Origin of the sequence: Euryhalocaulis caribicus, from assembly GCF_000412185.1 — a bacterium.
In the GTDB taxonomy this organism is placed as follows: domain Bacteria; phylum Pseudomonadota; class Alphaproteobacteria; order Caulobacterales; family Maricaulaceae; genus Euryhalocaulis; species Euryhalocaulis caribicus.
This window is the reverse complement of record NZ_ASJA01000011.1, coordinates 33011-56262: the sequence shown is the minus strand read 5'-3', so window position 1 is coordinate 56262 and position 23252 is coordinate 33011. Positions and strand designations below refer to the sequence as shown.

At 64.1% G+C, this 23252-nt stretch carries 23 protein-coding genes and 2 pseudogenes; 18 read left to right on the top strand and 7 right to left on the bottom strand.

Translation table 11 applies throughout. The features are described 5' to 3' along the window. Positions 1-2: 2 nt before the first annotated feature. Together L338_RS10165 and L338_RS10160 are read left to right on the top strand one after the other, a co-directional pair. Positions 3-770 carry a lytic transglycosylase domain-containing protein gene (locus L338_RS10165; protein WP_022698275.1) on the top strand — a complete coding sequence of 256 codons (768 nt, stop codon included), beginning with the start codon at positions 3-5 and terminating at the stop codon, positions 768-770. 243 nt (positions 771-1013) lie between these two features. Further along, positions 1014-2753 (top strand): relaxase/mobilization nuclease domain-containing protein, encoded by a 1740-nt coding sequence (locus tag L338_RS10160; protein ID WP_022698274.1) that lies wholly within the window; start codon positions 1014-1016, stop codon positions 2751-2753. Between the two features lie 68 nt (positions 2754-2821). Here the strand turns inward: L338_RS10160 and L338_RS10155 are convergent, their stop codons facing one another. Then, a complete protein-coding gene (locus L338_RS10155) occupies positions 2822-3730 on the bottom strand; it encodes a LysR family transcriptional regulator (protein WP_022698273.1) in 909 nt (302 codons plus the stop codon). A 98-nt stretch (positions 3731-3828) separates the two neighbouring features. On the opposite strand from L338_RS10155, the gene L338_RS10150 reads away from it, so the two are divergent. The 3 genes from L338_RS10150 (at position 3829) to L338_RS10140 (ending at position 7280) form a co-directional block, all read left to right on the top strand. Continuing rightward, complete coding sequence (locus L338_RS10150; RefSeq protein WP_022698272.1) at positions 3829-4647, top strand: SDR family oxidoreductase; 819 nt, start codon at positions 3829-3831, stop codon at positions 4645-4647. A 176-nt stretch (positions 4648-4823) separates the two neighbouring features. Beyond that, positions 4824-6809, top strand: a complete 1986-nt coding sequence (locus tag L338_RS10145) for a conjugal transfer protein TraG (RefSeq protein WP_027068446.1) — start codon at positions 4824-4826, stop codon at positions 6807-6809. 3 nt (positions 6810-6812) lie between these two features. Further along, complete coding sequence (locus tag L338_RS10140) at positions 6813-7280, top strand: CopG family transcriptional regulator (RefSeq protein ID WP_022698269.1); 468 nt, start codon at positions 6813-6815, stop codon at positions 7278-7280. On the opposite strand, the gene L338_RS10135 is transcribed toward L338_RS10140, so the two are convergent. Continuing rightward, complete coding sequence (locus L338_RS10135) at positions 7269-8381, bottom strand: endonuclease/exonuclease/phosphatase family protein (protein ID WP_022698268.1); 1113 nt, start codon at positions 8379-8381, stop codon at positions 7269-7271. The two genes, L338_RS10140 and L338_RS10135, sit on opposite strands and share 12 nt — an antisense overlap. A gap of 187 nt (positions 8382-8568) precedes the next feature. Here L338_RS10135 and trbB point away from each other — a divergent pair, with 187 nt between their 5' ends. Genes trbB through L338_RS10120 form a run of 3 tightly spaced genes read left to right on the top strand, consistent with a single transcriptional unit; the run spans position 8569 to position 10188 of the window. After that, positions 8569-9594: a P-type conjugative transfer ATPase TrbB gene (gene trbB, locus L338_RS10130; protein ID WP_022698267.1), complete on the top strand. Its 1026-nt coding sequence runs from the start codon at positions 8569-8571 to the stop codon at positions 9592-9594. Beyond that, entirely contained in the window at positions 9575-9907 is a 333-nt protein-coding gene (locus tag L338_RS10125) for a TrbC/VirB2 family type IV secretion system protein (protein ID WP_022698266.1), read from the top strand. The genes trbB and L338_RS10125 overlap by 20 nt, the downstream gene beginning before the upstream one ends. Continuing rightward, positions 9907-10188 (top strand): VirB3 family type IV secretion system protein, encoded by a 282-nt coding sequence (locus L338_RS10120; RefSeq protein WP_022698265.1) that lies wholly within the window; start codon positions 9907-9909, stop codon positions 10186-10188. The genes L338_RS10125 and L338_RS10120 overlap by 1 nt, the downstream gene beginning before the upstream one ends. Before the next feature lie 21 nt (positions 10189-10209). Here the strand turns inward: L338_RS10120 and L338_RS10115 are convergent, their stop codons facing one another. Then, positions 10210-10482, bottom strand: a complete 273-nt coding sequence (locus L338_RS10115; RefSeq protein WP_022698264.1) for a hypothetical protein — start codon at positions 10480-10482, stop codon at positions 10210-10212. A 38-nt stretch (positions 10483-10520) separates the two neighbouring features. On the opposite strand from L338_RS10115, the gene trbE reads away from it, so the two are divergent. The 8 genes from trbE to L338_RS17080 are packed head-to-tail and all read left to right on the top strand — an operon-like array spanning position 10521 to position 18510. After that, positions 10521-12971 (top strand): conjugal transfer protein TrbE, encoded by a 2451-nt coding sequence (gene trbE, locus L338_RS10110; RefSeq protein WP_022698263.1) that lies wholly within the window; start codon positions 10521-10523, stop codon positions 12969-12971. Between the two features lie 2 nt (positions 12972-12973). Next, the gene (gene trbJ / locus L338_RS10105) at positions 12974-13747 is read left to right on the top strand and encodes a P-type conjugative transfer protein TrbJ (RefSeq protein ID WP_022698262.1); all 774 of its coding nucleotides are present in this window, start codon (positions 12974-12976) and stop codon (positions 13745-13747) included. Positions 13748-13776: 29 nt separating this feature from the next. After that, entirely contained in the window at positions 13777-14058 is a 282-nt protein-coding gene (gene trbK-alt, locus L338_RS10100; RefSeq protein WP_022698261.1) for a putative entry exclusion protein TrbK-alt, read from the top strand. A gap of 6 nt (positions 14059-14064) precedes the next feature. After that, positions 14065-15417: a P-type conjugative transfer protein TrbL gene (gene trbL, locus L338_RS10095; RefSeq protein WP_022698260.1), complete on the top strand. Its 1353-nt coding sequence runs from the start codon at positions 14065-14067 to the stop codon at positions 15415-15417. Then, on the top strand, positions 15414-16103 hold the full coding sequence (trbF, locus tag L338_RS10090; protein ID WP_022698259.1) for a conjugal transfer protein TrbF: 690 nt from the start codon (positions 15414-15416) through the stop codon (positions 16101-16103). The genes trbL and trbF overlap by 4 nt, the downstream gene beginning before the upstream one ends. Then, positions 16100-17077, top strand: coding sequence for a P-type conjugative transfer protein TrbG (gene trbG, locus L338_RS10085; protein ID WP_022698258.1), 978 nt, complete (start codon positions 16100-16102; stop codon positions 17075-17077). The genes trbF and trbG overlap by 4 nt, the downstream gene beginning before the upstream one ends. Further along, on the top strand, positions 17074-18243 hold the full coding sequence (locus tag L338_RS10080) for a TraB/TrbI/VirB10 family type IV secretion system protein (protein ID WP_022698257.1): 1170 nt from the start codon (positions 17074-17076) through the stop codon (positions 18241-18243). The genes trbG and L338_RS10080 overlap by 4 nt, the downstream gene beginning before the upstream one ends. A gap of 3 nt (positions 18244-18246) precedes the next feature. Further along, positions 18247-18510: a DUF2274 domain-containing protein gene (locus L338_RS17080; protein ID WP_081639581.1), complete on the top strand. Its 264-nt coding sequence runs from the start codon at positions 18247-18249 to the stop codon at positions 18508-18510. Here L338_RS17080 and L338_RS10075 read toward each other — a convergent pair. Further along, positions 18443-19426: a LysR family transcriptional regulator gene (locus tag L338_RS10075; RefSeq protein ID WP_022698256.1), complete on the bottom strand. Its 984-nt coding sequence runs from the start codon at positions 19424-19426 to the stop codon at positions 18443-18445. The two genes, L338_RS17080 and L338_RS10075, sit on opposite strands and share 68 nt — an antisense overlap. A 651-nt stretch (positions 19427-20077) precedes the next feature. On the opposite strand from L338_RS10075, the pseudogene L338_RS18235 reads away from it, so the two are divergent. Next, a pseudogene (locus L338_RS18235) lies at positions 20078-20212 on the top strand (helix-turn-helix domain-containing protein); the annotation flags it as partial. A gap of 17 nt (positions 20213-20229) precedes the next feature. On the opposite strand, the gene L338_RS17970 reads toward L338_RS18235, so the two are convergent. From L338_RS17970 to L338_RS10060, 3 genes and pseudogenes are all read right to left on the bottom strand, one after another. Continuing rightward, positions 20230-20484, bottom strand: coding sequence for a hypothetical protein (locus tag L338_RS17970; protein ID WP_241762259.1), 255 nt, complete (start codon positions 20482-20484; stop codon positions 20230-20232). Between the two features lie 111 nt (positions 20485-20595). Continuing rightward, positions 20596-21035, bottom strand: a pseudogene (locus L338_RS10065) (IS110 family transposase); the annotation flags it as partial. Positions 21036-21399: 364 nt separating this feature from the next. Further along, positions 21400-22323, bottom strand: coding sequence for a LysR family transcriptional regulator (locus L338_RS10060; RefSeq protein ID WP_022698253.1), 924 nt, complete (start codon positions 22321-22323; stop codon positions 21400-21402). Between the two features lie 189 nt (positions 22324-22512). Between L338_RS10060 and L338_RS10055 the strand changes: the two genes are divergently transcribed. Next, positions 22513-23250 (top strand): SDR family NAD(P)-dependent oxidoreductase, encoded by a 738-nt coding sequence (locus tag L338_RS10055; RefSeq protein ID WP_022698252.1) that lies wholly within the window; start codon positions 22513-22515, stop codon positions 23248-23250. Positions 23251-23252 lie beyond the last annotated feature (2 nt).

Below are 23252 nucleotides of genomic sequence, written 5' to 3'. Positions count from 1 at the left end.
CGATGCCGCTCATCGGTCCGTCAGCACCATCGCGGCGGTGCGGCACCTGCGGCCGCATCGTCCTCCTTCTCCTTTCCGGCCTGGTCATCACCACCCTCGACATCGGCAGCGCATCCGCACAGCCAGCGCCGGCCGGGCGACACGAAGTCCGCGATCCCATTGCCGCCCATATCGCCGAGGCGGCGCAGCGGTTCGGCATTCCGGAACGCTGGATCATCGTCGTCATGCGTGCCGAAAGTGCAGGCAACGCACGCGCGGTTTCCCATGCCGGCGCGCGGGGGTTGATGCAGGTCATGCCGGCGACCTGGGACGATCTACGGGTTCGACATCGGCTCGGGACCGATCCCTTCGATCCGCGCGACAACATCCTGGCGGGCGCGGCTTATCTGCGCGAGATGTACGACCGTTACGGCACGATCCCGGCAATGCTGGCGGCATACAATGCGGGTCCGGATCGCTATGACGAGCACCTCGCGACGGGGCGTCCGCTGCCCGCCGAAACACGCGCCTATGTCGATCTGCTTGCACCGGCGCTGGGCGCAACGGTGCCATCGCCCGGCGCTCCGGCTGCGCCGTCACCGCCACCCGACTGGCGCGAGGCGCCGCTGTTCGTCCCGCGCTCGGTTGACCGCCGGACGGTCGCGTACCGCGCCATAATCAAGCAGACGGATGGCGCCTCTGCTTCCGTGCCGGTGCAGCGCGATACCGAGGATCATTCCCACCCGAAGACCATCTTCATTGCGCAGGATGATACGGGGGCTGACCCATGACGCGTTGCAGTCCTCATCGCAGGATCTCGGGCTCTGGCGTGTCATGTAGGGCGCGAAGGGGAGTCGCAGGAACCACAACCGACCGATGGCAGGATAAAAGGGCGCACTTTGCGTGCCGGTCGGTCGGTTGTTTTTGCAGGTTTTTTTGGCGCGTTCCGCACATTGCCCAGCCTCGCCGCAATGTGCGCGGAGTGCTCAACTTCACGGATTTTCTGTCTTTTCTGCACATTGCGGAGCGATGCCATGGCCGATGATCACGAGTTCCGCGTTCGCCCTGGTCGCATCCGCTCGACCCGTGCGCAGCAGGCGCGTCCCTTCATCGCCCAGGCGCTGGCGGCCGCGAAGAAGGCGGGCGGCGGCGTGTCGCGATCCGGGCGCATCACCTCCGGCAACCGCTCGCGGTTCGGCCACGGCCAGCGCGCCAGCATCCAGGCCAATCGCCTCATCTCCGCGCGCTCGCGCGGCGCGGTCATTAAGGCGCGCGTGGTTCGCCATTCCGCCCGCGCCGCGCCGCTGGGCACCCATATCGACTATCTACGCCGCGACGGCGTCACACGGGACGGGGAGAAGGCGAGCCTGTTCGGGCCGGGAGAGGAAGAAGCCGACGGCAGGGCATTCACCGAACGCTGCGATGACGACCGGCATCATTTCCGCTTCATCGTCTCGCCCGACGACGCGCTGGAGATGTCCGACCTCAGATCCTTCACCAACGATCTGGTCGGGCAGATGGAGAAGGATCTCGGCACCGAACTCGACTGGGTGGCCGTCGATCACTGGAACACCGAACACCCGCATGTCCATCTGATCGTGCGCGGCAAACGCGACGACGGCGAGGACCTCGTCATCGCTCGCGACTATATCAAGGAAGGCATGCGCGACCGGGCGCGCGATCTCATCACCCAGGAGCTAGGCCCGCGCACCGATCTCGATATTCGCCGCACCCTCGAAAGCCAGATCGAGACCGAGCGCTGGACCCAACTCGACCGTCAACTCGTGCGCGACGGCCGGCGCACCGGAATCATCGACCTCGCCCCGCAGCCGGGCGAACAGCCCGACGCATTCCATGCGCTGAAGGTCGGGCGGCTGCGCAAGCTGGAGACGCTGGGCATTGCCGAGCAGGTTGGCCCCGGTCAATGGATGATCGGTGACAGGGCCGAGGCGACGTTGCGCGAACTCGGCGAGCGCGGCGACATCGTCAAGCGCATGCATCGCGCCCTGACCGATCGCGGCATCGAGCGCGCCTCGACGCATTACGTGCTGGCGGCCGAAAGCCTCGACGCGCCCATCGTCGGGCGTCTGGTCGAGCGCGGCCTCGACGACGAGCTCAAGTGCACAGCCTATGCCGTGGTCGATGGCGTTGATGGACGGAGTCACCACATCAAGCTCGCCGATCTCAATGCCGCCGGCGACAGCACGCCGGGCTCGATCGTCGAGCTGCGCGCCTATGACGATTCCCGCGGGAACCGCCGCGTCGCCCTCGCGGTGCGTTCCGATCTCGACATCGAACGCCAAGTGACCGCGTCTGGGGCGACCTGGCTCGACCGGCAGAACATCGCGCGCGAGCCCGCTGCGCTCTCCGAAAGCGGCTTCGGTGCCGAAGTGCGCGGTGCTCTCGACCGGCGGGCGGACCATCTAATCGGGGAAGGCTTCGCCGAGCGGCAGAGTCGGCGCATCGTCTTCAGTCGCAATCTCATTGACACGCTGCGCCGGCGCGAGGTGGACGAAGTCGGCGAGAAGCTGGCGGCGAAGACCGGGCAACCGTTCCAGTACGCCGGGAACGGCGAACACGTCGCCGGCGCCTATCGCCAGCGTCTGACGCTCGCCTCGGGCCGCTTCGCGATGATCGACGACGGTCTCGGCTTCCAACTCGTGCCCTGGACGCCGTCGATGGAGAAACATCTCGGTCGCCACATCTCCGGCGTCGCGCGCGGCGACGGCGGCGTCGACTGGAGCTTCGGCCGCAAGCGGGGGTTGGGGAGGTGAACACAACAAACCGAGCTGTGCCAGCAGTTGAGCAATCGGCGCACCGCGCCCGTTCGGGACCTTGCCGCCTACTCTAAAGTTCTCTCCCTGCTCTCCTGCCTTAGGCTCTCGAGAAACAACGAGAAGGCGCGGGTCGGCTGGCGTCGGCTCGAATAGAAAGCATGATAGCCTGGAAACCGGGGACACCAGTCGGGAAGGACTTCAACAAGACGACCATCTTTAAGGGCGGGCGCGGCGAGGTCCTCAAGCATGTAGGCCAAGCCCATCCCCATGAAGGCTGCCGCCACAAGTGCGTCACCATCGTTGACGATAACGGACGGCGAGACCTTCACTGTCTCCGCATGCCCATCCTTTTCGAACGACCACTGCGACAGGGTGCCTCCGGCATTTCTGTAACCTATGCAGCGATGCGCCGAGAGCTGGCGCGGCGCGCGCGGTGGATCGCAGGTATCCAGATAACCCGCCGCCCCCACGACGACTGCTCTCAGGGGAGGACCCACGGGCACCGCGATCATGTCCATCTCCAGATCCTCGCGCAGACGTATCCCGATGTCGAACCGCTCTGCGACGATATCGACATACCGGTTCTCCACGCTCAGTTCTCCCTCGATCTCGGGATGCGCCGCGATCAGCCGTGAGAAGGCCGGCCAGACGAGCGTATCGGCAGCGTGTTTGCCGCAGGTCACCCGCAGACGTCCGCCAGGTTGCTCGCGCAACTGTTCCAGATCCTCGATCTCTGCATCGATCTCCGCGATCACCGGGGTGAGCGTGTCCAGCAGCCGCTCTCCCGCCGCGGTCGGGGTAAGGCTGCGTGTCGAGCGGGACAACAACCTGATCCCCAGATCGCCCTCGAGACGCTTCACCGTCTGGCTGACGGCGGACTGGGTCACTCCGAGGGTGCGTGCCGCGGCGGTGAAACTGCCCTCAGCGGCGACGCGATGGAAGATGACGAGATCGGAGAACTTACGAGGATCCATTCAGTAGCTCTACTACTTGATCTAATAAATTCCCAAGCACTAATCGCGCACAGCATCGATGAGCTAATATCAGATCGGCAAGCCAAGAGGAGGTTACAGTGACTGAGAAGGTATGGTTCATCACCGGGGCCGGCAGAGGCCTGGGATATCTGCTCGCCCGCGATGCACTGCGCGCTGGCGACAAGGTCGTGGCGACCAGCCAGACCGTAGACGGGCTCGCAGAACGCCTCTCCGCTCCAAATGATAGCCTGCTCGTGCTGCCGCTCGACGTGACCGATGCCCGGGCAGCGTCGGCTGCGCATGACGCGGCCATTGATGCATTCGGGCGGATCGACATATTGGTCAACAACGCCGGTCGCGCGCAGCTCGGATGGTTCGAGACGATCCAGGACGAGGACGTGCGCCGACAGTTCGAGATCAACCTCTTCGGGGCGATGAACGTGGCGCGCGCGGTGCTGCCGACGATGCGCCGGCAGCGCTCGGGCCTCGTGGTCACTATCTCCTCGGTGAACGGCCTCGTCTCAAACCCCGGCGGATCGGTCTACTCGGCGTCCAAGTTCGCGCTCGAAGGCTGGATGGAAGGCGTCGCCGAAGAGATCGCACCGCTCGGTATCCGCTCTCTCATCGTGGAGCCGGGGATGATGCGCACGAACTTTCTCGATCCGTCCACGGCTCGGCAGGGCGCGGAAGACATTGCGGACTATGCTGAGGCGGTGGCCGCTTTCCGAACCTTCATCACGCAAGCGAACGGCGCGCAGCAAAACGACCCCGAGGCGCTCGCGGCCCAGATCATCGCCGAAGCGGCGGTTCCCGACCCTGCGCGGCGACTCCTGTTCGGCGCCGATGCGCACGAATGGGCAAGCGCCAAGTGCCAACAGCTAGCAGCGGAGATCGACGCCTCGAGAGCGCGTAGCTGAGCGCCAGAGGTCGCGGCATTGTCGGCATAGCAGACGATCCCTTTTGTGGGTCTCTTCCCGACTTCACTACGCCGTTGTTTAACCAAGAGCCGCCGTTCCTGCGACCGACGGCGGAACCATCTTGTTGGTCCCGTTCGCGCCCCTCAGCCTACCCGTATTTGCATGGATCTTGAGCTATGTCGGGTACGAAAATCCTATGGGGACAAATCCTCATCGTTTTCACGATCGTCCTCATCACCACTTGGGCGGCGACGCAGTGGACCGCCTGGCGTCTCGGCTTTCAGCCGCAACTCGGCACGCCTTGGTTCGATATATCGGGCTGGCCGATATACTATCCGCCGGCCTTCTTCTGGTGGTGGTATTTCTACGATGCCTATGCGCCGCCGATCTTCATCGAGGGCGCCGTCATCGCAGCGTCCGGCGGCTTCATCGCAATCGCAACCGCAATCCTCATGTCTGTCTGGCGTGCTCGCGAGGCGCAAAGTGTCGATACCTACGGATCAGCGCGTTGGGCGAAACCCGATGAGGTGAACGCCGCCGGCCTGCTCGGTCCCGACGGTGTGGTGCTTGGCAAGCTAAAGGGAGACTATCTACGCCACGACGGCCCCGAGCATGTTCTGTGCTTCGCGCCGACCCGCTCGGGTAAGGGCGTCGGCCTTGTTATACCCTCGCTGCTGACCTGGCCGGGCTCGGCCATCGTCCACGACATCAAGGGCGAGAATTGGCAGCTCACGGCAGGCTTTCGAGCCCGGCACGGCCGCGTGCTCCTGTTCGATCCAACCAACCCCGAGTCCTCCGCCTACAATCCGTTGCTCGAAGTTCGCCGCGGTGAATGGGAAGTCCGCGACGTCCAGAACATCGCCGACATCCTCGTCGATCCTGAAGGCTCGCTGGAAAAGCGCAATCACTGGGAGAAAACCAGCCACGCGCTCCTGGTCGGCGCCATTCTCCATGTCCTCTATGCCGAGAAGGACAAGACGCTCGCCGGCGTCGCAGCCTTCCTGTCCGATCCCAAGCGCCCCATCGAATCCACGCTCGCCGCCATGATGAAGACAGCGCATCTGGGCGAAGCCGGTCCACACCCGGTCATCGCCAGCGCGGCCCGTGAACTCCTCAACAAGTCGGACAACGAGCGCTCCGGTGTCCTCTCCACGGCAATGTCGTTTCTCGGGCTCTACCGCGATCCCGTTGTCGCCAAAGTGACGCGCCGCTGCGATTGGCGCATCGCCGATATGGTCGCCGGCAAGCGCCCGGCGACGCTCTATCTCGTCGTACCGCCCTCCGACATCAATCGCACCAAGCCCCTCATCCGTTTGATCCTCAACCAGATCGGCCGGCGTCTGACCGAAGACCTGCAGGCCAAGACCACGCGGCACAAGCTACTGCTGATGCTGGACGAGTTTCCCGCGCTCGGCCGCCTCGACTTCTTCGAAAGCGCGCTCGCCTTCATGGCAGGCTACGGGCTCAAGAGCTTCCTGATCGCGCAGTCGCTGAACCAGATCGAGAAGGCCTACGGGCCGAACAATTCGATCCTCGACAATTGCCACGTACGGGTGAGTTTCGCGACCAATGACGAACGCACCGCCAAGCGCGTGTCCGATGCGCTCGGCACGGCAACCGAAATGCGGGCGATGAAGAACTATGCCGGACACAGGCTCTCGCCCTGGCTCGGTCATCTTATGGTATCACGCCAGGAAACCGCGCGGCCGCTTCTGACGCCCGGTGAGGTCATGCAGCTTCCGCCGGCAGACGAAATCGTCATGGTCGCCGGCACATCGCCGATCCGCGCCAAGAAGGTTCGCTACTATGAGGACCGGCGTTTCCAGAACCGGATTCTGCCCCCACCGTCCAGAGCAGAGTCTGCCGAGACCGAAAAAGACGAATGGAGCACGCTGCCGTTGCCGCCTAAGCCGACGCTTCACGCCAGTAGCGCTGGCAGCGCTGGCGACGAGGAGGACACCACCGATTCCGAACGGCGGCGCCAGCCGGAGCTTAGCCGCACCCAACCCGTTGAGAAGAAGGAGCCCATCGAAAACGAGTTCGAGATCGATCCCCTCGATGACGATCAGGAAGAAGCCGCGTGCAACAGCCGGATGAACCGCACGATGCAACGGGTGGCGCGGCAGGTCTCGCTCGACCCGAAGGACGGAATGGATCTTTAGCCCATGCCCGGCCGCAGGAAAAAGACACAGATCTCCGTCTATCTCGATCCGGACATAATGACGATGCTCGCGGACTTTGCGGCGCGTCGCGAACAATCGCAGTCGACGATCGCTGAGGCGGCGATCGCGTCCTTCCTCTCGCCGGACGATGCCGAAAGGCGTGAGGCCGTCCTCGCCAAAAGGCTGGATCAGATTGATCGCCGCATGACCCGTCTGGAACGCGATCTTGGGATTTCCGTCGAGACGCTTGCCGTCTTCATTCGGTTCTGGCTGACCACGACGCCGGCCCTGCCTGAACCAGCTGCCCAGGCTGCCCGTGCCAAAGCCGCAGAACGCTACGAGGCGTTCATTACTGCGCTTGGCCGCCGCCTAGCGAAGGGACCGAAGCTCCGGCAGGAGATATCGGAGGACATGCCGGGACACGATACTCCGGCGTCCTTCGGCAGGTCGAGCATGGAGTCAGATATTTAGGTCAGCCCATAAGGCTGCGTGATCGGAGCCTGCGTCTCTCGGCCGTTCCAGTTCCGAATAGGTGTCCCATCGCTTTGGTCGTGACCCCGGCCACATGCCTTTGCGAAATACGCCACCCTTCTCAACCTTTGCCAGGAGCGCGGGCGAGAGGAGCATGTAGTCAATCTTGTTTGAAGCATTGCACAAGCCGTAAGTCCCGCTGTAACCGCCATCGTCGAACGCGTCATGCTCGAAGATGTCAGTTAGCGATGATTCTCCGACGAGGGGAGCCAGTGGACTGCTGTCGGGCGTGTCATTGAAGTCACCTACGACAGCGACGTATTCAACACCTTGATCGATCAAGCTGGTGTAGATCTGAGCGACCCGCTCAGCCTGCAGGCGGCGACGGGCATCCGATGCAGCTTTCCCACCATATCCCTTGCTCTTGAGATGATTGACCATGACGACCAGTCTCGCTCCCGCGGGCGTCGTCACCTCGAACTCCGGACAGTCTCGCGAGAAGATTGTTTGACCATCCGGAGTGCGGTCATCGACATGGCTGCGCATGGACCCGATTGGAAAGCCCTCACGACACATCAGCCCAACGTCAATGCCCCGTTCGTCATTGCCGTCAATGACCATGACGTGTCGAAATGGACTACCATCCACCGCGGGAAGAATCTCTCGATTGAACGCGGAAAGCACTGGTCGACTCTCGGCTTCCACCACGCCCAACACGTCTGCCTCAAGATCGCTCATGACCCGTGCAGTGTTGCGCATGGCGTGCTCGTTGATAGGTTCGTCCCGCAGTTCCAGAGTCCCAACCCAGTCGGCGCGGCCATCAGCAGTAATCTCAACGCCACCCGATTTCGGGCGCTTTAGCAGTCCACCTCTATTTCGGCGCAAAAGGACGAACGGACCGGTGTCGGACTTTTCCATTCCAAGCTCAATGATTAGCTTGGCCATCTTCCCTTTATCTGCCGCGCTGTACGCTACTTGGCCGAGCAAGCCGTTCAATGCGGCAAACCTCTCGAGAACCGGACGACCTTCGGCCCATGTGTCCAGGTTCATCGCCTTCGCACGGTCGAAAAGGTTCTCCACATTGTAGACGGCGAGTCGCATTTCATCCCCGTTCGACAAACAGAATGGAAGTTACAGAGTATAGCAGCATCCCGCACCGCCGTGTCCCTGTCATTGCACGCTACACTACGACGCTGCTAATTCCTTGTTGAATCAGCCCTAAATGCGGCTCTTTTAATCATCCCCGCATGGGGATCGTTTGTTTGTCCCCGTTGGAATCGGGGATCGGATGGCAGCCTCACATCACAATTCGGAAGGGATCGCTCGAGGCGCGCGGATGCTGCGCACCGCGCTCGGTCCGGCCATCGCGGGGTTTCTCGAAGACCCGGGCGTCGTCGAGGTGATGCTGAACCCGGACGGGCGCCTCTGGATCGACCGCCTCTCCGAAGGCCTGTCGGATACGGGCGAGCGGCTGGCACCGGAGGACGGTGAACGCATCATCCGGCTGGTCGCTCACCATGTGGGTGCCGAGGTCCATACGGCGAGCCCGCGCGTCTCGGCAGAGCTGCCCGGAACGGGGGAGCGGTTCGAGGGGCTTCTGCCGCCGGTCGTGGCGGCGCCGGCTTTCGCGATCCGCAAGCCCGCCGTGGCCGTGTTCTCCCTCGATGACTATGTCGTCGCCAGCATAATGACGGCCACGCAGGCATCGGCCCTGCGCGACGGCGTCACCGCGCGCGCCAACATCCTCGTCGCCGGCGGCACCTCCACGGGCAAGACCACGCTCACCAATGCTCTGCTGGCGGAGGTCGCGAAGACCACCGATCGCGTCGTTATCATCGAGGATACGCGCGAGTTGCAATGCGCCGCGCCGAATCTCGTCGCAATGCGGACGAAGGACGGCGTCGCTTCGCTCTCCGATCTCGTCCGCTCGTCCCTGCGCTTGCGGCCAGACCGCATCCCCATCGGCGAGGTCCGCGGTAGCGAGGCGCTCGATCTTCTTAAGGCCTGGGGCACCGGCCATCCCGGTGGCGTCGGCACGATCCATGCCGGCACAGCGCTCGGCGCGCTGCGCCGTCTCGAACAGCTCATTCAGGAAGCCGTCGTCACCGTCCCGCGCGCTCTTATCGCGGAGACGATCGATCTCGTGGCCGTGCTGTCGGGACGCGGCTCCGCGCGCCGCCTCGCAGAGCTCGCCCGCGTCGAGGGCCTCACGCCCGACGGCGATTATCGCCTCGCGGGAGCGATCGCCGCTCCGGACGCACCTCTTCCCACAGCAACCGCAAAGGACAGCTCCCATGAAGCAGATTCTGCATAACACGCGCCAGAGACTGGCGACCGCCGTATTGGTGGCGGTCATCGCCGTAATGATGGCGCCCGCCGCGCATGCCTCCGGCTCCTCTATGCCCTGGGAGGCGCCGCTTCAGTCCATCCTCGAATCCATCGAGGGTCCGGTCGCCAAGATCATCGCCGTAATCATCATTATCATCACCGGCCTGACGCTCGCTTTCGGCGACACGTCCGGCGGGTTCCGGCGCCTGATCCAGATCGTTTTCGGCCTGTCGATCGCCTTCGCGGCGAGTTCCTTCTTCCTCTCCTTCTTCTCCTTCGGCGGCGGGGTGCTGGTCTGATGGCTGGCGCCTCCGACCAGGGCGGAGAACTGCTCGGCTTTTCCGTGCCGGTTCACCGGGCGCTGACCGAACCGATCCTGCTGGGCGGTGCGCCGCGCGCGATCGCCATCATGAACGGCACGCTCGCCGGAGCGGTCGGCCTCGGCCTGCGGCTCTGGCTGGTCGGCATTGCGATCTGGGCAATCGGTCATCTCGTGGCGGTCTGGGCCGCCAAGCGTGACCCGCTCTTCGTCGAGGTCGGTCGCCGCCATCTGCGCATTCCCGCGCATCTGGGAGTCTGAGCGATGCCACGAGCGATCAGATCACTCTTCGTCGAACTCCTTGTCGTGCACCGGCGCATCGGCCAACTCACGCGCGAGCGCTTCGCGATAGGCGACGCAGCCCCGCATGAACTTCGGCCAGGGCGGGACGGCAACGTTCGGATCGATCGGCTCGGGCAACAGTCCCCAGAGCTGGGGATGGTGCCAGCACAGATCGTGGCCGGAATTGTCCCGGTGCGCCCGGATACCGGCCCGCAGTTTCTTCACCTCCGCGATCAGGGCATCGCGGTCCATGTCTTCGAGATCATCATCCATTCGATGCTCCAGTCTGTTTGGTGGCGGGGAGTTCAAGCATGATGAACCTTGCCGAATACCGCAATCGCAACACCCGGCTCGCCGACTATCTGCCCTGGGTGGCGCTGGTCGGCCAAGGCACCGTCCTCAACAAGGACGGCAGCTTTCAGCGCACGGCGCGGTTCCGGGGTCCGGACCTCGACTCCGCAGTTCCCGCAGAGCTCATTGCTGTTGCCGGCAGGCTGAACAATGCTTTCCGCCGTCTCGGTTCGGGCTGGGCGATCTTTGTCGAAGCGCAGCGCCACCCCTCGAACCTCTATCCCGACAGCCACTTTCCTGATGCAGCCTCCGCATTGGTCGATGCCGAGCGCAAGGCGAGCTTCGAGGAAGCCGGGGCGCATTTCGAGTCGAGCTACTTTCTCACTTTCACCTATCTGCCGCCCGCCGAGGATGCCGCACGCGCCGAGAGCTGGCTCTATGAAGGCCGCGAGACCAAGGGCATCGATCCGCATGAGATCCTGACCGGCTTTGCCGACCGCACCGATCGCGTGCTCCGCCTGGTCGACGCCTTCATGCCCGAATGCCGCTGGCTCGATGACGCCGACACGTTGACCTACCTGCACGGTTGCGTCTCGACGAAGCGCCACCGTGTTCGCGTCCCCGAGACGCCAATGTATTTGGACGCGCTACTCGCCGATCAACCACTCGCCGGCGGATTGGAACCACGGCTCGGCGACGAGCATCTGCGCGTCCTGACCATCACAGGTTTCCCGACGGCGACCACGCCCGGTCTGCTCGACGAGCTCAACCGGCTCGCCTTTCCCTATCGCTGGTCGACCCGCGCCATCCTCATGGACAAGACCGAGGCGACCAAGCTGCTGACCCGCATCCGGCGCCAGTGGTTCGCCAAGCGCAAGTCGATCGCTGCGATCCTCAAGGAGGTGATGACCAACGAAGCTTCGGTGCTGGTCGACACCGATGCATCGAACAAGGCCGCCGATGCCGATCTCGCCCTGCAGGAGCTCGGTGCGGACTATGCCGGTGTCGCCTATGTCACCGCGACGGTGACGGTGTGGGACGCCGATCCGCGTGTCGCCGACGAGAAGCTGCGTCTGGTCGAGAAGGTCATCCAGGGCCGCGACTTCACGGCAATGCCGGAGACCATCAACGCCGTCGATGCGTGGCTCGGCTCGCTGCCCGGACATGTCTACGCCAATGTCCGGCAGCCGCCGATCTCCACGCTCAATCTCGCCCACATGATCCCCCTCAGTGCCGTGTGGGCGGGGCCGGAACGGGACGAGCACCTTGCCGCGCCCCCGCTGCTGTTCGGCAAGACCGAGGGCTCGACCCCGTTCCGGTTTTCCCTTCATGTCGGCGATGTCGGGCACATGCTCGTCGTCGGCCCGACCGGCGCGGGCAAGTCCGTCCTGCTGGCCCTGATGGCGCTGCAGTTCCGCCGCTATGCCGGCGCCCAGGTGTTTGCCTTCGACTTCGGCGGCTCGATCCGCGCCGCCGCTCTCGCTATGGGCGGCGACTGGCATGATCTGGGCGGCGGCCTGACCGACGGCGATGACCAGAGCGTTTCGCTGCAACCGCTTTCGCGCCTCGAAGAGGCGGCCGAGCGGGCCTGGGCGGCAGACTGGGTCGCGGCGATCCTGACGCGCGAAGGCGTCGAGATCACACCGGAGGTGAAGGAGCGCCTCTGGACGGCGCTCACTTCGCTCGCGTCGGCCCCTGCCGGGGAACGCACGATCACCGGCTTGGCCGTGTTGCTCCAGTCCAACGATCTCAAACAGGCGCTCAGGCCCTATTGCGTCGGCGGCGCCTACGGACGGCTGCTCGATGCGGAGACCGAGCACCTTGGCGAAGCGACCGTGCAGGCCTTCGAGACCGAGGGGCTGATCGGCACCGGCGCGGCGCCCGCGGTCCTCGCCTATCTCTTCCATCGCATCGAGGACCGGCTCGACGGCTCACCGACGCTCATCATCATCGACGAGGGCTGGCTGGCGCTCGATGACGAGGGATTTGCCGGCCAGCTTCGCGAATGGCTGAAGACGCTGAGGAAGAAGAACGCCTCGGTCGTCTTTGCCACGCAGAGCCTCAGCGATATCGACGGTTCGGCGATCGCGCCGGCCATCATCGAGAGCTGCCAGACACGGTTGCTCCTCCCGAACGAGCGCGCGATCGAGCCGCAGATCACCGCGATCTATCGACGCTTCGGCCTCAATGACCGCCAGATCGAGATCCTCGCGCGGGCCACGCCCAAGCGCGACTATTACTGCCAATCGCGGCGCGGCAACCGGCTGTTCGAGCTCGGCCTCAGCGAAGTGGCGCTGGCGCTCTGCGCCACCTCCGCCAAGACCGACCAGACCGCTATCGCGCGCATCTTTGCCGAACATGGCCGCACGGACTTCCTCGCCGCCTGGCTGCGCGAGCGCGGCGTCGACTGGGCGGCCGATCTCATTCCCGATCTCAGCAATCTCACCCCCCCAGCCCAAGAAGGAGACTGACCATGAAGACACGTAAATCCCGTTCGCGCGCGGCACGATTTGCCGCCGCGCTCATCGCCGCACCGGTGGCGGTCCTGCCGATGGTGCTAGCGCCACCGGCCTCGGCGGCATGGATCGTCTATGATCCCACCAACTATGCGCAGAACGTGCTGCAGGCGGCCCGCGCGCTCGAGCAGATCAACAATCAGATCACACAGCTTCAGAACGAAGCCCAGATGCTCATCAACCAGGCGCGCAATCTCGCCAACCTGCCGTACTCGTCGCTCCAGCAGCTTCAACAGGCCGTCGGCCGCACGCAATCCCTGCTTCAGCAGGCCCAGAACATCGCCTTCGACGTCCAGCAGATCGACCAGGCCTTCCAACAGAAATACGCCAATATCGACATGAGCGCTTCCGAGCAGCAGCTCGTCGCCGATGCCCGCTCGCGCTGGGAAAACACCGTTGGCGGTCTGCAGGACGCGATGCGCGTCCAGGCCGGCGTCGTCGGCAACATCGAGACCAACCGCGCCCAGATGGAAGCGCTGGTGGACCAAAGCCAAGGCGCGACTGGCGCGCTGCAGGCGACCCAGGCCGGCAATCAGCTCCTCGCATTGCAAGCACAGCAACTATCCGACCTCACGGCCGTAATTGCCGCCAATGGCCGCGCCCAGGCGCTGACCGACGCCGAACGCGCCGCCGCTGCCGAACAGGGGCGCGTCCAACGCGAGCGCTTCCTGACGCCCGGCAGCGGCTACCAACCTGGCAACGCGCAGATGTTCAACACAGGCGGCAACTGACGCGGCCAATGGCCGGAAAGGAGGGAGCGATGGAGGGGAAGACGCTGGCGCGGATCGGGGCAATCGTCTTCGTCACCTTCGCCATGACGGCGACAGTGATCGAATTGACGCGCGAGGACGAACCCGCGCGACTGGCTCCCGCGCCAGCGTTTGCGCCCTCCGCCGACCCGCTGCGCGCGGAACAGCGCCGCTGCCAGCAACTCGGTGAGGCCGCTGTTCGCGACGCCGAGTGTCTCGCGGTCTGGGCTGAGACCCGCGACCGTTTCCTCGGCCGCGCACCGTCCGGCGCCACATCCAGAGACGAGGAATAGCGATCCATGGGCGGCACCGGCGTCATCGACAATTTCCTGGGGGTCTTCACCAGCTATATCGACAGCGGCTTCGGTCTGCTCGGCGGCGAGGTCGCCTTCATCGCCACCACGCTGATCGTCATCGACGTGACGCTCGCCGCGCTCTTCTGGTCGTGGGGCGCCGACGACGACATCATCGCACGGCTCGTCAAGAAGACCCTCTTTGTTGGCGTCTTCGCCTACATCATCGGCAACTGGAACAATCTCGCCCGCATCGTCTTCGAGAGCTTCGCCGGCCTCGGCCTGATGGCGTCCGGCACCGGCTTCACCGCCGCCGATCTGATGCGTCCGGGTCGTGTCGCGCAGACCGGGCTCGATGCGGCCCGGCCCCTGCTCGAATCCATCTCAGACTTGATGGGCTGGGTCGCCTTCTTCGAGAACTTCATCCAGATCGCCTGCCTGCTTTTTGCCTGGGCGCTGGTCCTGCTCGCCTTCTTCATCCTTTCGATCCAGCTCTTCATCACCCTGATCGAGTTCAAGCTGACGACACTCGCCGGGTTCGTCCTCATTCCCTTCGGCCTTTTCGGCAAGACCGCCTTCATGGCCGAGCGGGTGCTCGGCAACGTCATCTCCTCGGGCATCAAGGTGCTGGTCCTTGCTGTCATCATCGGCATCGGCTCGACCCTGTTCTCGCAGTTCACCGCCGGCTTCGGCGGCGTTACCCCCACAATCGACGAGGCCATGGCCGTGGTGCTCGCGGCGCTGTCACTGCTTGGCCTCGGAATTTTCGGGCCGGGCATCGCCAACGGCATCGTTTCCGGAGGGCCGCAACTCGGCGCGGGTGCTGCGGTCGGAACCGGGCTTGCCGTGGGTGGCGCTGCCCTGGCGGGTGCCGGTGCCGCGGGTCTCGCAGCGAGAGGCGGCGGCATGGCGCTCTCCGGTACGGCCGCCGCCGCGCGCGGCGGCGCATCGGCCGCAGGTGGAGCCGCAACTGCCTATAGCCTAGGATCGGCCGGTCAGTCCGGCGCTGCCGGCGTTGCTTCCGGTCTCGGCGCGGTGGCGAGCACAGGCGCGAAGGCCGCGACGTCGCCGTTGCGGCGCGCCGCGTCCAGCGCTTCGGGCAGCATGCGACAGAGTTTTCAGTCGGGCGCTCGATCGGCCTTTGAAACCACCGGCGGGACACTGGGCGGCGGAGCCAGCACAGCGGGTTCCACCGCAGCTCCATCCACACCAACCGATGGTGCGCCTGACTGGGCGAAGCGCATGAAGCGCTCGCAGCGTCTCTCCCACGGCGTCCAGGCCGCTGCGCATGCCGTGCGCTCCGGCGACAGCCACGGCGGCGCCAGTTCTGTCAATCTTTCTGAGGGAAATCGCTCATGAGCTTCTTCAAACGATCCACCACCCACTACGGCAAAGCCCCCGAACCGGAGACGCCATATCAACGAGCGGCGCAGGTCTGGGACGAGCGCATCGGCTCGGCGCGCGTGCAGGCCCGCAACTGGCGTTTGATGGCGTTCGGCTGCCTGATCCTCTCCGGTGGCTTCGCAAGCGCCCTGGTCTGGCAATCCACGACCGGCACCGTCGTGCCCTGGGTCGTCGAGGTCGACAATCTCGGTGAGGCGCACGCGGTCGGCCCTGCCGAGGCCAGCTTCGAGCCGAGTGATCCGCAGATCGCATTCCATTTGGCGCACTTCATCGAGCAGGTGCGCGCGATCCCCGCCGACGCGATCATCGTGCGCCAGAACTGGCTGCGCGCTTACGAGTTCACCACCGATCGCGGCGCGCTGGCGCTCAACGACTATGCCCGCGCCAACGACCCGTTCACACGGGTCGGGCGTCAGCAGATCGCCGTGGAGGTCTCCAGCGTCATTCGTGCCTCGCCGAATTCCTTCCGCGTGGCATGGACCGAGCGGCATTACGAGAACGGCCAGCTTTCCGCGACGGAGAGATGGACCGCAATCCTGACCATCGTCATCCAGCCGCCGCGCGACGTCGAGAGGCTGCGCGCCAACCCGCTCGGGATCTACGTCAACGCCATCAACTGGTCGCGGGAGATGGGTCAATGAGCGTAGTTATCCGCAGACCCGCGCTTCCGGTTCTCCGTAAAGCCGCGTTGCCGCTTGTGCTGATTTCCGCATCCGCGCTCGCCGGATGCGCCACCTATCGCCCGCCGGAGATCAGCTATGACAACAGCGTGCCGCCGCTGCCGAGAGTCGAGCGACCCGCGGTCGATGAACGGCCGAGGCCGCTCCACACGCCGCCGGCCTGGACGGTCGCGCGAGGTGGACAGGCATCTTCCACACCAACGGGACAAGTCGAGAATGCCAATGTGGCCGCTCGAGTCGAGCCTCGCCGGGAGGGCTATTACAACGCCATCCAGATCTACCCCTGGAGCGAGGGCGCGCTCTATCAGGTCTATGCCGCGCCCGGCCAGATCACCAACATCGCGCTCGAACCGGGCGAAGCGCTGACCGGCGCCGGGCCGATCGCGGCTGGCGATACCGCTCGCTGGATCATCGGCGACACGGAGAGCGGTTCGGGAACGTCCCGGCGCGTCCATATCCTCGTCAAGCCGACAAGACCCGACATCGTGACCAATCTCGTCATCACCACAGACCGCAGGACCTACATGATCGAGTTGCGGTCGCGCGACGATCCCTACATGCCAGCGGTCGCATGGGCCTATCCACAGCCCCCGGCCACGCAGCGCGCCACGCCCACAACACCGAGGATCCCGGCCGCATCGGCCCGCCACTACCGCTACGGATTGCAGGGTGACAGCCCGCCCTGGCGGCCGGTCTCGGTCTTCGATGACGGGCGACGGGTCTACATCGTCTTCCCCGCCGGGATCGTGCAGGGCGAGATGCCGCCGCTCTTCGTCCTCGGGTCGGATGGCGAGCCGGAAATCGTCAATAGCCGCATCTACCGAAACATCCTGATCGTGGACCGCATCTTCGCGGCGGCCGAACTGCGGCTCGGCAGCGGCGATCGCCAGCAGACCGTCAGGATCGTGCGCACCGACGGGAGGCCCGGATCATGAGTGACATCGACAACACCAGCGAAGCGGAAGTGCCGCTCGACGCGCTGACCGACGATACGACCGACCCGATGCGCCTCCGGGGAACCCCGCCGCGCGTCACGCGGCTCTCGCGCCGCGTTCTCGCCGGCCTCGGTCTGGTCGGAGCGCTCGGGGTCGGCGGCGCCCTGATCTACGCGCTTCAGACGCCCGACAATGGCGCTGGCAGCGACGAACTTTATTCGACCGAGAACCGCAATACCGCCGATGGATTGAACGACCTGCCCAGCGACTACACCGGCCCGGTGCTCGGTCCGCCACTTCCGGGCGATCTCGGCCGTCCGATCCTCGATGCACAGGAGCGTGGACAGCCCGTCCCGCCACCAGCGATCAACGCACCAACCGTCGATCCGGAGGAACAACGACGGCTTGCCGAAGAGGAAGCGGCGCGCACCAGCCGGGTCTTCTTCCAGACCGCACCAGGCGCTGCGCGGGAAACATTGGCACCCAACATCGCAGGGCTTAGTCTCGGCAACCAGCCGGGCGCCGCACAGAACAACGATCTTGCCTTCCTCAACGCTCCGGTGGACCGACGCACCGTGGCGCTCGACCGCGTCATGCCACCGGCCTCACCCTTTGTGCTGCAGGCCGGGTCCGTCATTCCGGCAGCGCTGATTACCGGCATCCGGTCGGACCTTCCCGGCCAGATCACGGCGCAGGTCACCCAGCACACTTACGACAGTCCCACCGGCAGCATGGTGCTAGTCCCGCAGGGCACGCGCATCATCGGCGAGTACAGCAACGACGTCACCTTCGGCGACCGGCGTGTGCTGCTCGTCTGGAACCGGCTGATCTTCCCCAACGGCCGTTCGATCGTTCTCGAACGCCAGCCCGGCGCCGATACCCAAGGCTATGCCGGACTTGAAGACGGGGTCGATTATCACTGGTGGGACCTGGCCAAGGCCGCCGGCCTCTCGACCCTTCTTTCGGTCGGGGCCGAACTCACTCTGGATGACGACGACCGTCTGATTCAGGCCATCCGCAACGGCGCCCAGGATACGGTCAACGACGCCGGCCAGCAGATTGTCCAGCGCCAGTTGGAGGTCGCACCGACGCTGACGATCCGGCCGGGCTTCCCGGTGCGCGTCATCGTCACCCGCGATCTCGTCCTCGAACCCTATGGAGGCTGAGCCATGACCGCAAAGCTGAAGCTCTCATCCGTTCCAGATGACAAACCCGTCAAGCTGAGTGTGGAACTCCCGCCGGACGTGCATCGTGATCTGCTCGACTACGCCGCCGTGATCGCGCGTGAGACGGGACGAGCAGCGCCCGAACCGGCGAAACTGATCGCACCCATGCTGCAGCGCTTCATGGCGACGGATCGTGCGTTCACGAGGGCCCGGAAGACCTTGCGCCAACCTTCGCGATCTCGCGCGCCAGGCTCAGAAACCGCCTGAGCGCCGGGTTGTCGTTGTCACCACGCCATCTCAGGCTAAATGGCAGGCATTCCCACTCGCCTTCGACCTTCATGGGCACGAATGTGACGTCCGGATAATTTACCCCGCACCAATGCTCGCACATCGGACTTACGCCGAACCCGAGGCCTACAAGACTCATTATCCCTTCGCGATCCAAGCCATGGTGTTGAATGCGCGCCTGACGTCCAAGATCACTGACACGTCTGAGAATGTGGTCGGATACTTCAGGTCCCGGTTCGTCAATGCTGACCACGAAATTCGCGTCGAACAGGTCGCTCCATTGGAGACTGGCCTTCTTAGCCAACGTGTGAAATTTCGCCACCGCCAGGAAGACCGGTTCCTCAGTGAACAGCATGGAATCGCCGTCAGCCAAATTTGGTGTGCCTGACGCAAAGACCAGGTCGAGCGTTCGATGGTTAAGTTGCGTCATTAACTCGCCCCGGTCCGCCCTGGAGAAGGTCAACTCAATTTGCGGATAGCGACCAACGAAACTTGTAACCAATTCACGCATTGGCCCTTGCGACAAGGACGCTAGTACGCCGAGGCGAAGGTGCCCGTTGCGTCCTTCGCCGGCAACGCGTGCGGAGCAAATCGCTATCCGCAGATCGTTGACTAGAGCTCGCGCCCGCTCGCTGAAATCCCAGCCGGCACCGGTAAGCCGCACCCCGGCTTGACTGCGCTCGAAAAGCGATACGCCAAGTCCGTCTTCCAATCTCTGAATTCTTCGGGTGACGGCCGACTGACCAATGCCGAGCCCGTAGCTCGCCTTGCGAATACCACCCGCCTGGGACACGGCAAGGAAGACACGGAGATCCTGCACCGAAATGTGCTTGCACTGATCGGGCAAAGAGGGGAGCAAATCCCTGATCGGTGTGGGAAAGTCGTTCATTGCCATTGCGATACTTTAACGGGCTGACGAAATCCGATTGCGTCACTCCGTCCCGATCACCTTTCCAGCGCGTCCAAGATGTAGTCGTTCAAAACTTGGCCCGGCAACTTGCTTTCCTCGGACTGGTTGTAACGGCCAGCCGTGATGACGACGACGAGATCGAGAGCCGGGACGATGAAGAGCCGCTGACCCCGTTGCCGAAAACTGCCAGTTGTGCTGCGAAGCCCCGCTTGTAGGTCGGTCGCGCTTTACCGCGGGCAATGTAGGCGGTAAGGTTTGGAAACTCGTCCAGCATGTCCGACGAGTTGCGCAGCCTCAGCAGCACTGACACCCGACTCATCGAGCCATTCTGCATCCCCAAGCGAGGCGGAAAGCTGGCCAGCCGGGAGCAGATGCGGTTGTCGAGGATCGGCGGACAAAGGGATATCTCACCCCTCCAGCGGCGCCGGTGATCACGACGGTTCGTTCGGATCTTATCGGCTTGTCTCCTTGTCTTGTGCACTTGTGGAACAATTAAGCTACCTCGCGGCGTGTTTGACGACGAGAGATGATTCCACTACATCGTTGCTTGTTTACTTTGCATTGCTGGAAAGGTAACGTTCAGGCGACCAAACGGAACCATACGCGGGACGGAAACTGCGTTCCAAAAATGGGATAATGGGCGATGATCACCTCAATGATCTGCGCGTCTTCGAGCGGGTTGCTGCGCTCGGCGGGTTCTCGCGGGCGGCGGAAGCCCTGGGCATGCCGAAGTCCAGCGCCAGCCGTGCGGTCGCCCGTCTCGAGGAAGCGCTCGGTGTCCGTCTGTTTCAGAGAACGACACGCCAGATCAGCCTGACCTCAGCCGGAGAGATCCTGTTCGGGCGCTGGCGGAGGCGATCGCGCAGTACCGCGCGTTCGTCGAGGAGGCCAACGGCCAACAGCCGGGCGACCCGAAGATGCTCGCCGAGCGGATCGTAGCGCTTGCCGCGCAGGACGAGGCGCCAGCGCGACTCATTTTCGGGGATGACGCTCGGCAGTGGACCGCTGCCAGAATTGACACATTGCGCCAGGAGATCGCCCAATCCTCCGATCGAAGCTGGCGGACAGCCGATTGCGTCCACCAAAGCATTTCGATCTGAAACTGAATCGCGGGGGATTCCCTTGAAGGGTCAGATGTGATTCATCGTGTAGTCCCGTTCGAGCAGGATCGCCCGCAATTGGTTCAAGAGTGCCTTGCGGGCTGCGACGAGTCGCGAGCGGACGCGGTGCAGCGACTGAAAATCGAGCCGGTCCTGGCTCTTCAACTCGACGAACCGCATGGTCGGCCGTGTTGCTCCTTCCGCAATCCCCTCGGCATCGTGGTGTCGTTCTTCTGGGCCCGGACATAGGGCCTGACATATCCCGGCGACATCAGCCGAACCGTGTGCCCCTTCGCGGCGAAGAGACGACCGGTATGGTGCGACCCGCAGCACGCTTCCATCGCGACCGTACAGGGCGCCAGCGTGTCCGCAAGGTCAACCAGGGACGCCCGTCTGACGCGCCGGCGCAGGGTGACCTGTCCCTCCGCATCCAGGCCGACAATGCTGTTCAGGTTCTTGCCCCGGTCGATCCCAAGGGCCACGATGAACCCCATCGAACAGACATTCTCAAAGCTAAAAGCACACGTTCGACGGATCGGAGCCAGGACCTTTACAGAGGTCTTCGAGGCTATCGGAGCGATCTGCGATCTCTACGACCCAGCAGAGTGCTGGAACTACTTCAACGCTGCCGGATTTGACGCAGGTTGAAATCGAAATGCCTTACCCCGTCACAGCGATGGCTTTCGACGTGTGCCAACTGCGAAATGCGATCGCTGCTGCCGATCAAGGGAGCTTCCATAGGGCTGCGTGAGCGCTCGACATTGAGCAATCGATCCTCAGTCGGAACATCCTCAAATCCTGTTGAAATGCTCCAGGCCACTGCCGAAGTTGCACCAAGGGTTCTTTTTCGCTTCGGATTCACCGTCCGTTCAGGGGATCCTCCAGCCATGCTGCACCGCTCCTGTTGGCCTCGCGCATGTAGTCGACGAACGCGCGGACAGACGGGGACACTTCCCGCCCGCTAGGGAAGAGCAGGCTCACCGGCAATGGCGGCAAGGACCAATCGGGCAGGAGGCGTTCCAGATATCCGCTCAAAATCGCTTCGCCGCAGAGATAGGCCGAGAGCGCCCCGATACCCGCGCCTCCGAGTACGAGCTTTGAGATCGTCAGAGCATCGTTGACGACGACAAGCGCGTCCGGTTCCAACTTCTCCGTTCTGCCGTCGCGCGTGAGTTGCCACGGCCGTGGGCGGCCGCCGGGACCCGGCATGACGATGGCCTGGTGCTCGGCGAGATCATTTGGTGCGTTCGGGCGCCCATGCCCGTCGATATAGGCAGGCGCCGCGCAGAGATATTGTGGCAGCGTGCCCAGCCGTGTCGCGACCATGCTGGAATCCGACAGCGCGCCGATGCGGATCGCAACATCGATTCGCTCGGAGACGAGTTCGGCGTTGCGGCTGGTCAGGTCGATGGACACCCGGACGTCGGGATAGCGCGTCAGGAATCCGGGAAGCTGATCTGCGAGAACGTTTATGCCGAAGCCGATACCTGCGCTGATCGCCAGCGCGCCGCGGGGTGCTTCCGCCAGATCGGCGGTCAGTGCGAGCGCGTCCTCCAGCCCCGCGAGCATTGTCCGGCTGCGCTCGAACAGGATGTCTCCGGCCGAGGTCAGACTGATCTGGCGTGTCGTCCGTTGAAACAGCCGAACGCCGAGCGCTTCCTCGAGCCGGGCCACCGCACGGCTGGCGCTGGATTTCGGCATGCCCAAGGCTTCCGCCGCGCGCGAGAATCCGCCGAGCGCAGCAACCCGCTCGAAGATGCGCAGGTCATTGAGGTCGATCATCGCTCATTGTTCCGCTGAGGGAACACAGTTTCTGTTTCGTGCATGGTTCCGTTTGGTCGCTTGGACATTACCTTTTCAGCAGAACAACGCAACCCCAGTAACGATGTGGTGGAATCACCCCTCGTCGCCGGCGTTCGGAGCGGCGCAACTTTATTGTTCCATTGTTGCACCAGAAGAGGAGAGAAGCCTATGAGAACCGAACGAACAATCGTGATCACCGGCGCCGCCGGAGGGATGGGATATCCCTTTGTCCGCCGCTTCCTCGACAATGACGATACCGTAGTCGCGACCGACACGAGCGCCGATGCGCTGGACAGGCTGTCCGCCGAGATGGCGAGCGACCGGCTTTTCGTGAAGCCGGCCGACATAGCCAAGGCGGAGGACTGCGACACGGTGGCCGATCTTGCGCGTGAGACCACCGGGCGCGTCGACGTACTCGTCAATGCTGCCGGCTTCTTCCCGGTCCAAGGCTTTCTCGAGATGAGCGTCGAGGACTGGCGCAAAATCGTCGACATCAACCTCACCGGAACCGCCCTGATGTGCCGCGCCGTGCTGCCGCTGATGACCGGGCGCGGCTGGGGCCGGATCGTCACCATCGGCTCGGCCTCGGTCAACGAAGGTGTTCCCGGCCAGACCCATTATGTCTCTGCCAAGGCCGGTCTCATCGGCCTGACCCGCAGCCTCGCGCGCGAATTCGGCGGCGAGGGCATCACCGTCAATCTGATCGCGCCGGGCGTCACCATAACGCCGGCCGCCGCGAAGGCGCTGCCTAGGGAAATCCAGGAGGCGCAGATCGAAAGACGCGCCATCAAGCGCGAAGAGAAAGCCGAGGATCTCGTCGGCGCCACCTTCTTCTTCGCCTCCCCCGACGCCGACTTCGTCACCGGCCAGACGCTGGTGGTCGATGGCGGCCTTCACATGGACTGACA

Excerpts from the sequence above, each read along its gene's own strand:
- trbJ (WP_022698262.1), top strand. The coding sequence starts at position 12,974 with ATGAAGACACGTAAATCCCGTTCGCGCGCGGCACGATTTGCCGCCGCG.
- L338_RS10060 (WP_022698253.1), bottom strand. The coding sequence starts at position 22,323 with ATGATCGACCTCAATGACCTGCGCATCTTCGAGCGGGTTGCTGCGCTC.
- trbG (WP_022698258.1), top strand. The coding sequence starts at position 16,100 with ATGAGCGTAGTTATCCGCAGACCCGCGCTTCCGGTTCTCCGTAAAGCC.
- trbL (WP_022698260.1), top strand. The coding sequence starts at position 14,065 with ATGGGCGGCACCGGCGTCATCGACAATTTCCTGGGGGTCTTCACCAGC.
- trbB (WP_022698267.1), top strand. The coding sequence starts at position 8,569 with ATGGCAGCCTCACATCACAATTCGGAAGGGATCGCTCGAGGCGCGCGG.
- trbE (WP_022698263.1), top strand. The coding sequence starts at position 10,521 with ATGATGAACCTTGCCGAATACCGCAATCGCAACACCCGGCTCGCCGAC.
- trbF (WP_022698259.1), top strand. The coding sequence starts at position 15,414 with ATGAGCTTCTTCAAACGATCCACCACCCACTACGGCAAAGCCCCCGAA.
- L338_RS10165 (WP_022698275.1), top strand. The coding sequence starts at position 3 with ATGCCGCTCATCGGTCCGTCAGCACCATCGCGGCGGTGCGGCACCTGC.
- L338_RS10160 (WP_022698274.1), top strand. The coding sequence starts at position 1,014 with ATGGCCGATGATCACGAGTTCCGCGTTCGCCCTGGTCGCATCCGCTCG.
- L338_RS10075 (WP_022698256.1), bottom strand. The coding sequence starts at position 19,426 with ATGGCAATGAACGACTTTCCCACACCGATCAGGGATTTGCTCCCCTCT.
- L338_RS10135 (WP_022698268.1), bottom strand. The coding sequence starts at position 8,381 with ATGCGACTCGCCGTCTACAATGTGGAGAACCTTTTCGACCGTGCGAAG.
- trbK-alt (WP_022698261.1), top strand. The coding sequence starts at position 13,777 with ATGGAGGGGAAGACGCTGGCGCGGATCGGGGCAATCGTCTTCGTCACC.
- L338_RS17080 (WP_081639581.1), top strand. The coding sequence starts at position 18,247 with ATGACCGCAAAGCTGAAGCTCTCATCCGTTCCAGATGACAAACCCGTC.
- L338_RS10125 (WP_022698266.1), top strand. The coding sequence starts at position 9,575 with ATGAAGCAGATTCTGCATAACACGCGCCAGAGACTGGCGACCGCCGTA.
- L338_RS10145 (WP_027068446.1), top strand. The coding sequence starts at position 4,824 with ATGTCGGGTACGAAAATCCTATGGGGACAAATCCTCATCGTTTTCACG.
- L338_RS10140 (WP_022698269.1), top strand. The coding sequence starts at position 6,813 with ATGCCCGGCCGCAGGAAAAAGACACAGATCTCCGTCTATCTCGATCCG.
- L338_RS10120 (WP_022698265.1), top strand. The coding sequence starts at position 9,907 with ATGGCTGGCGCCTCCGACCAGGGCGGAGAACTGCTCGGCTTTTCCGTG.
- L338_RS10155 (WP_022698273.1), bottom strand. The coding sequence starts at position 3,730 with ATGGATCCTCGTAAGTTCTCCGATCTCGTCATCTTCCATCGCGTCGCC.
- L338_RS10055 (WP_022698252.1), top strand. The coding sequence starts at position 22,513 with ATGAGAACCGAACGAACAATCGTGATCACCGGCGCCGCCGGAGGGATG.
- L338_RS10080 (WP_022698257.1), top strand. The coding sequence starts at position 17,074 with ATGAGTGACATCGACAACACCAGCGAAGCGGAAGTGCCGCTCGACGCG.
- L338_RS10115 (WP_022698264.1), bottom strand. The coding sequence starts at position 10,482 with ATGGATGATGATCTCGAAGACATGGACCGCGATGCCCTGATCGCGGAG.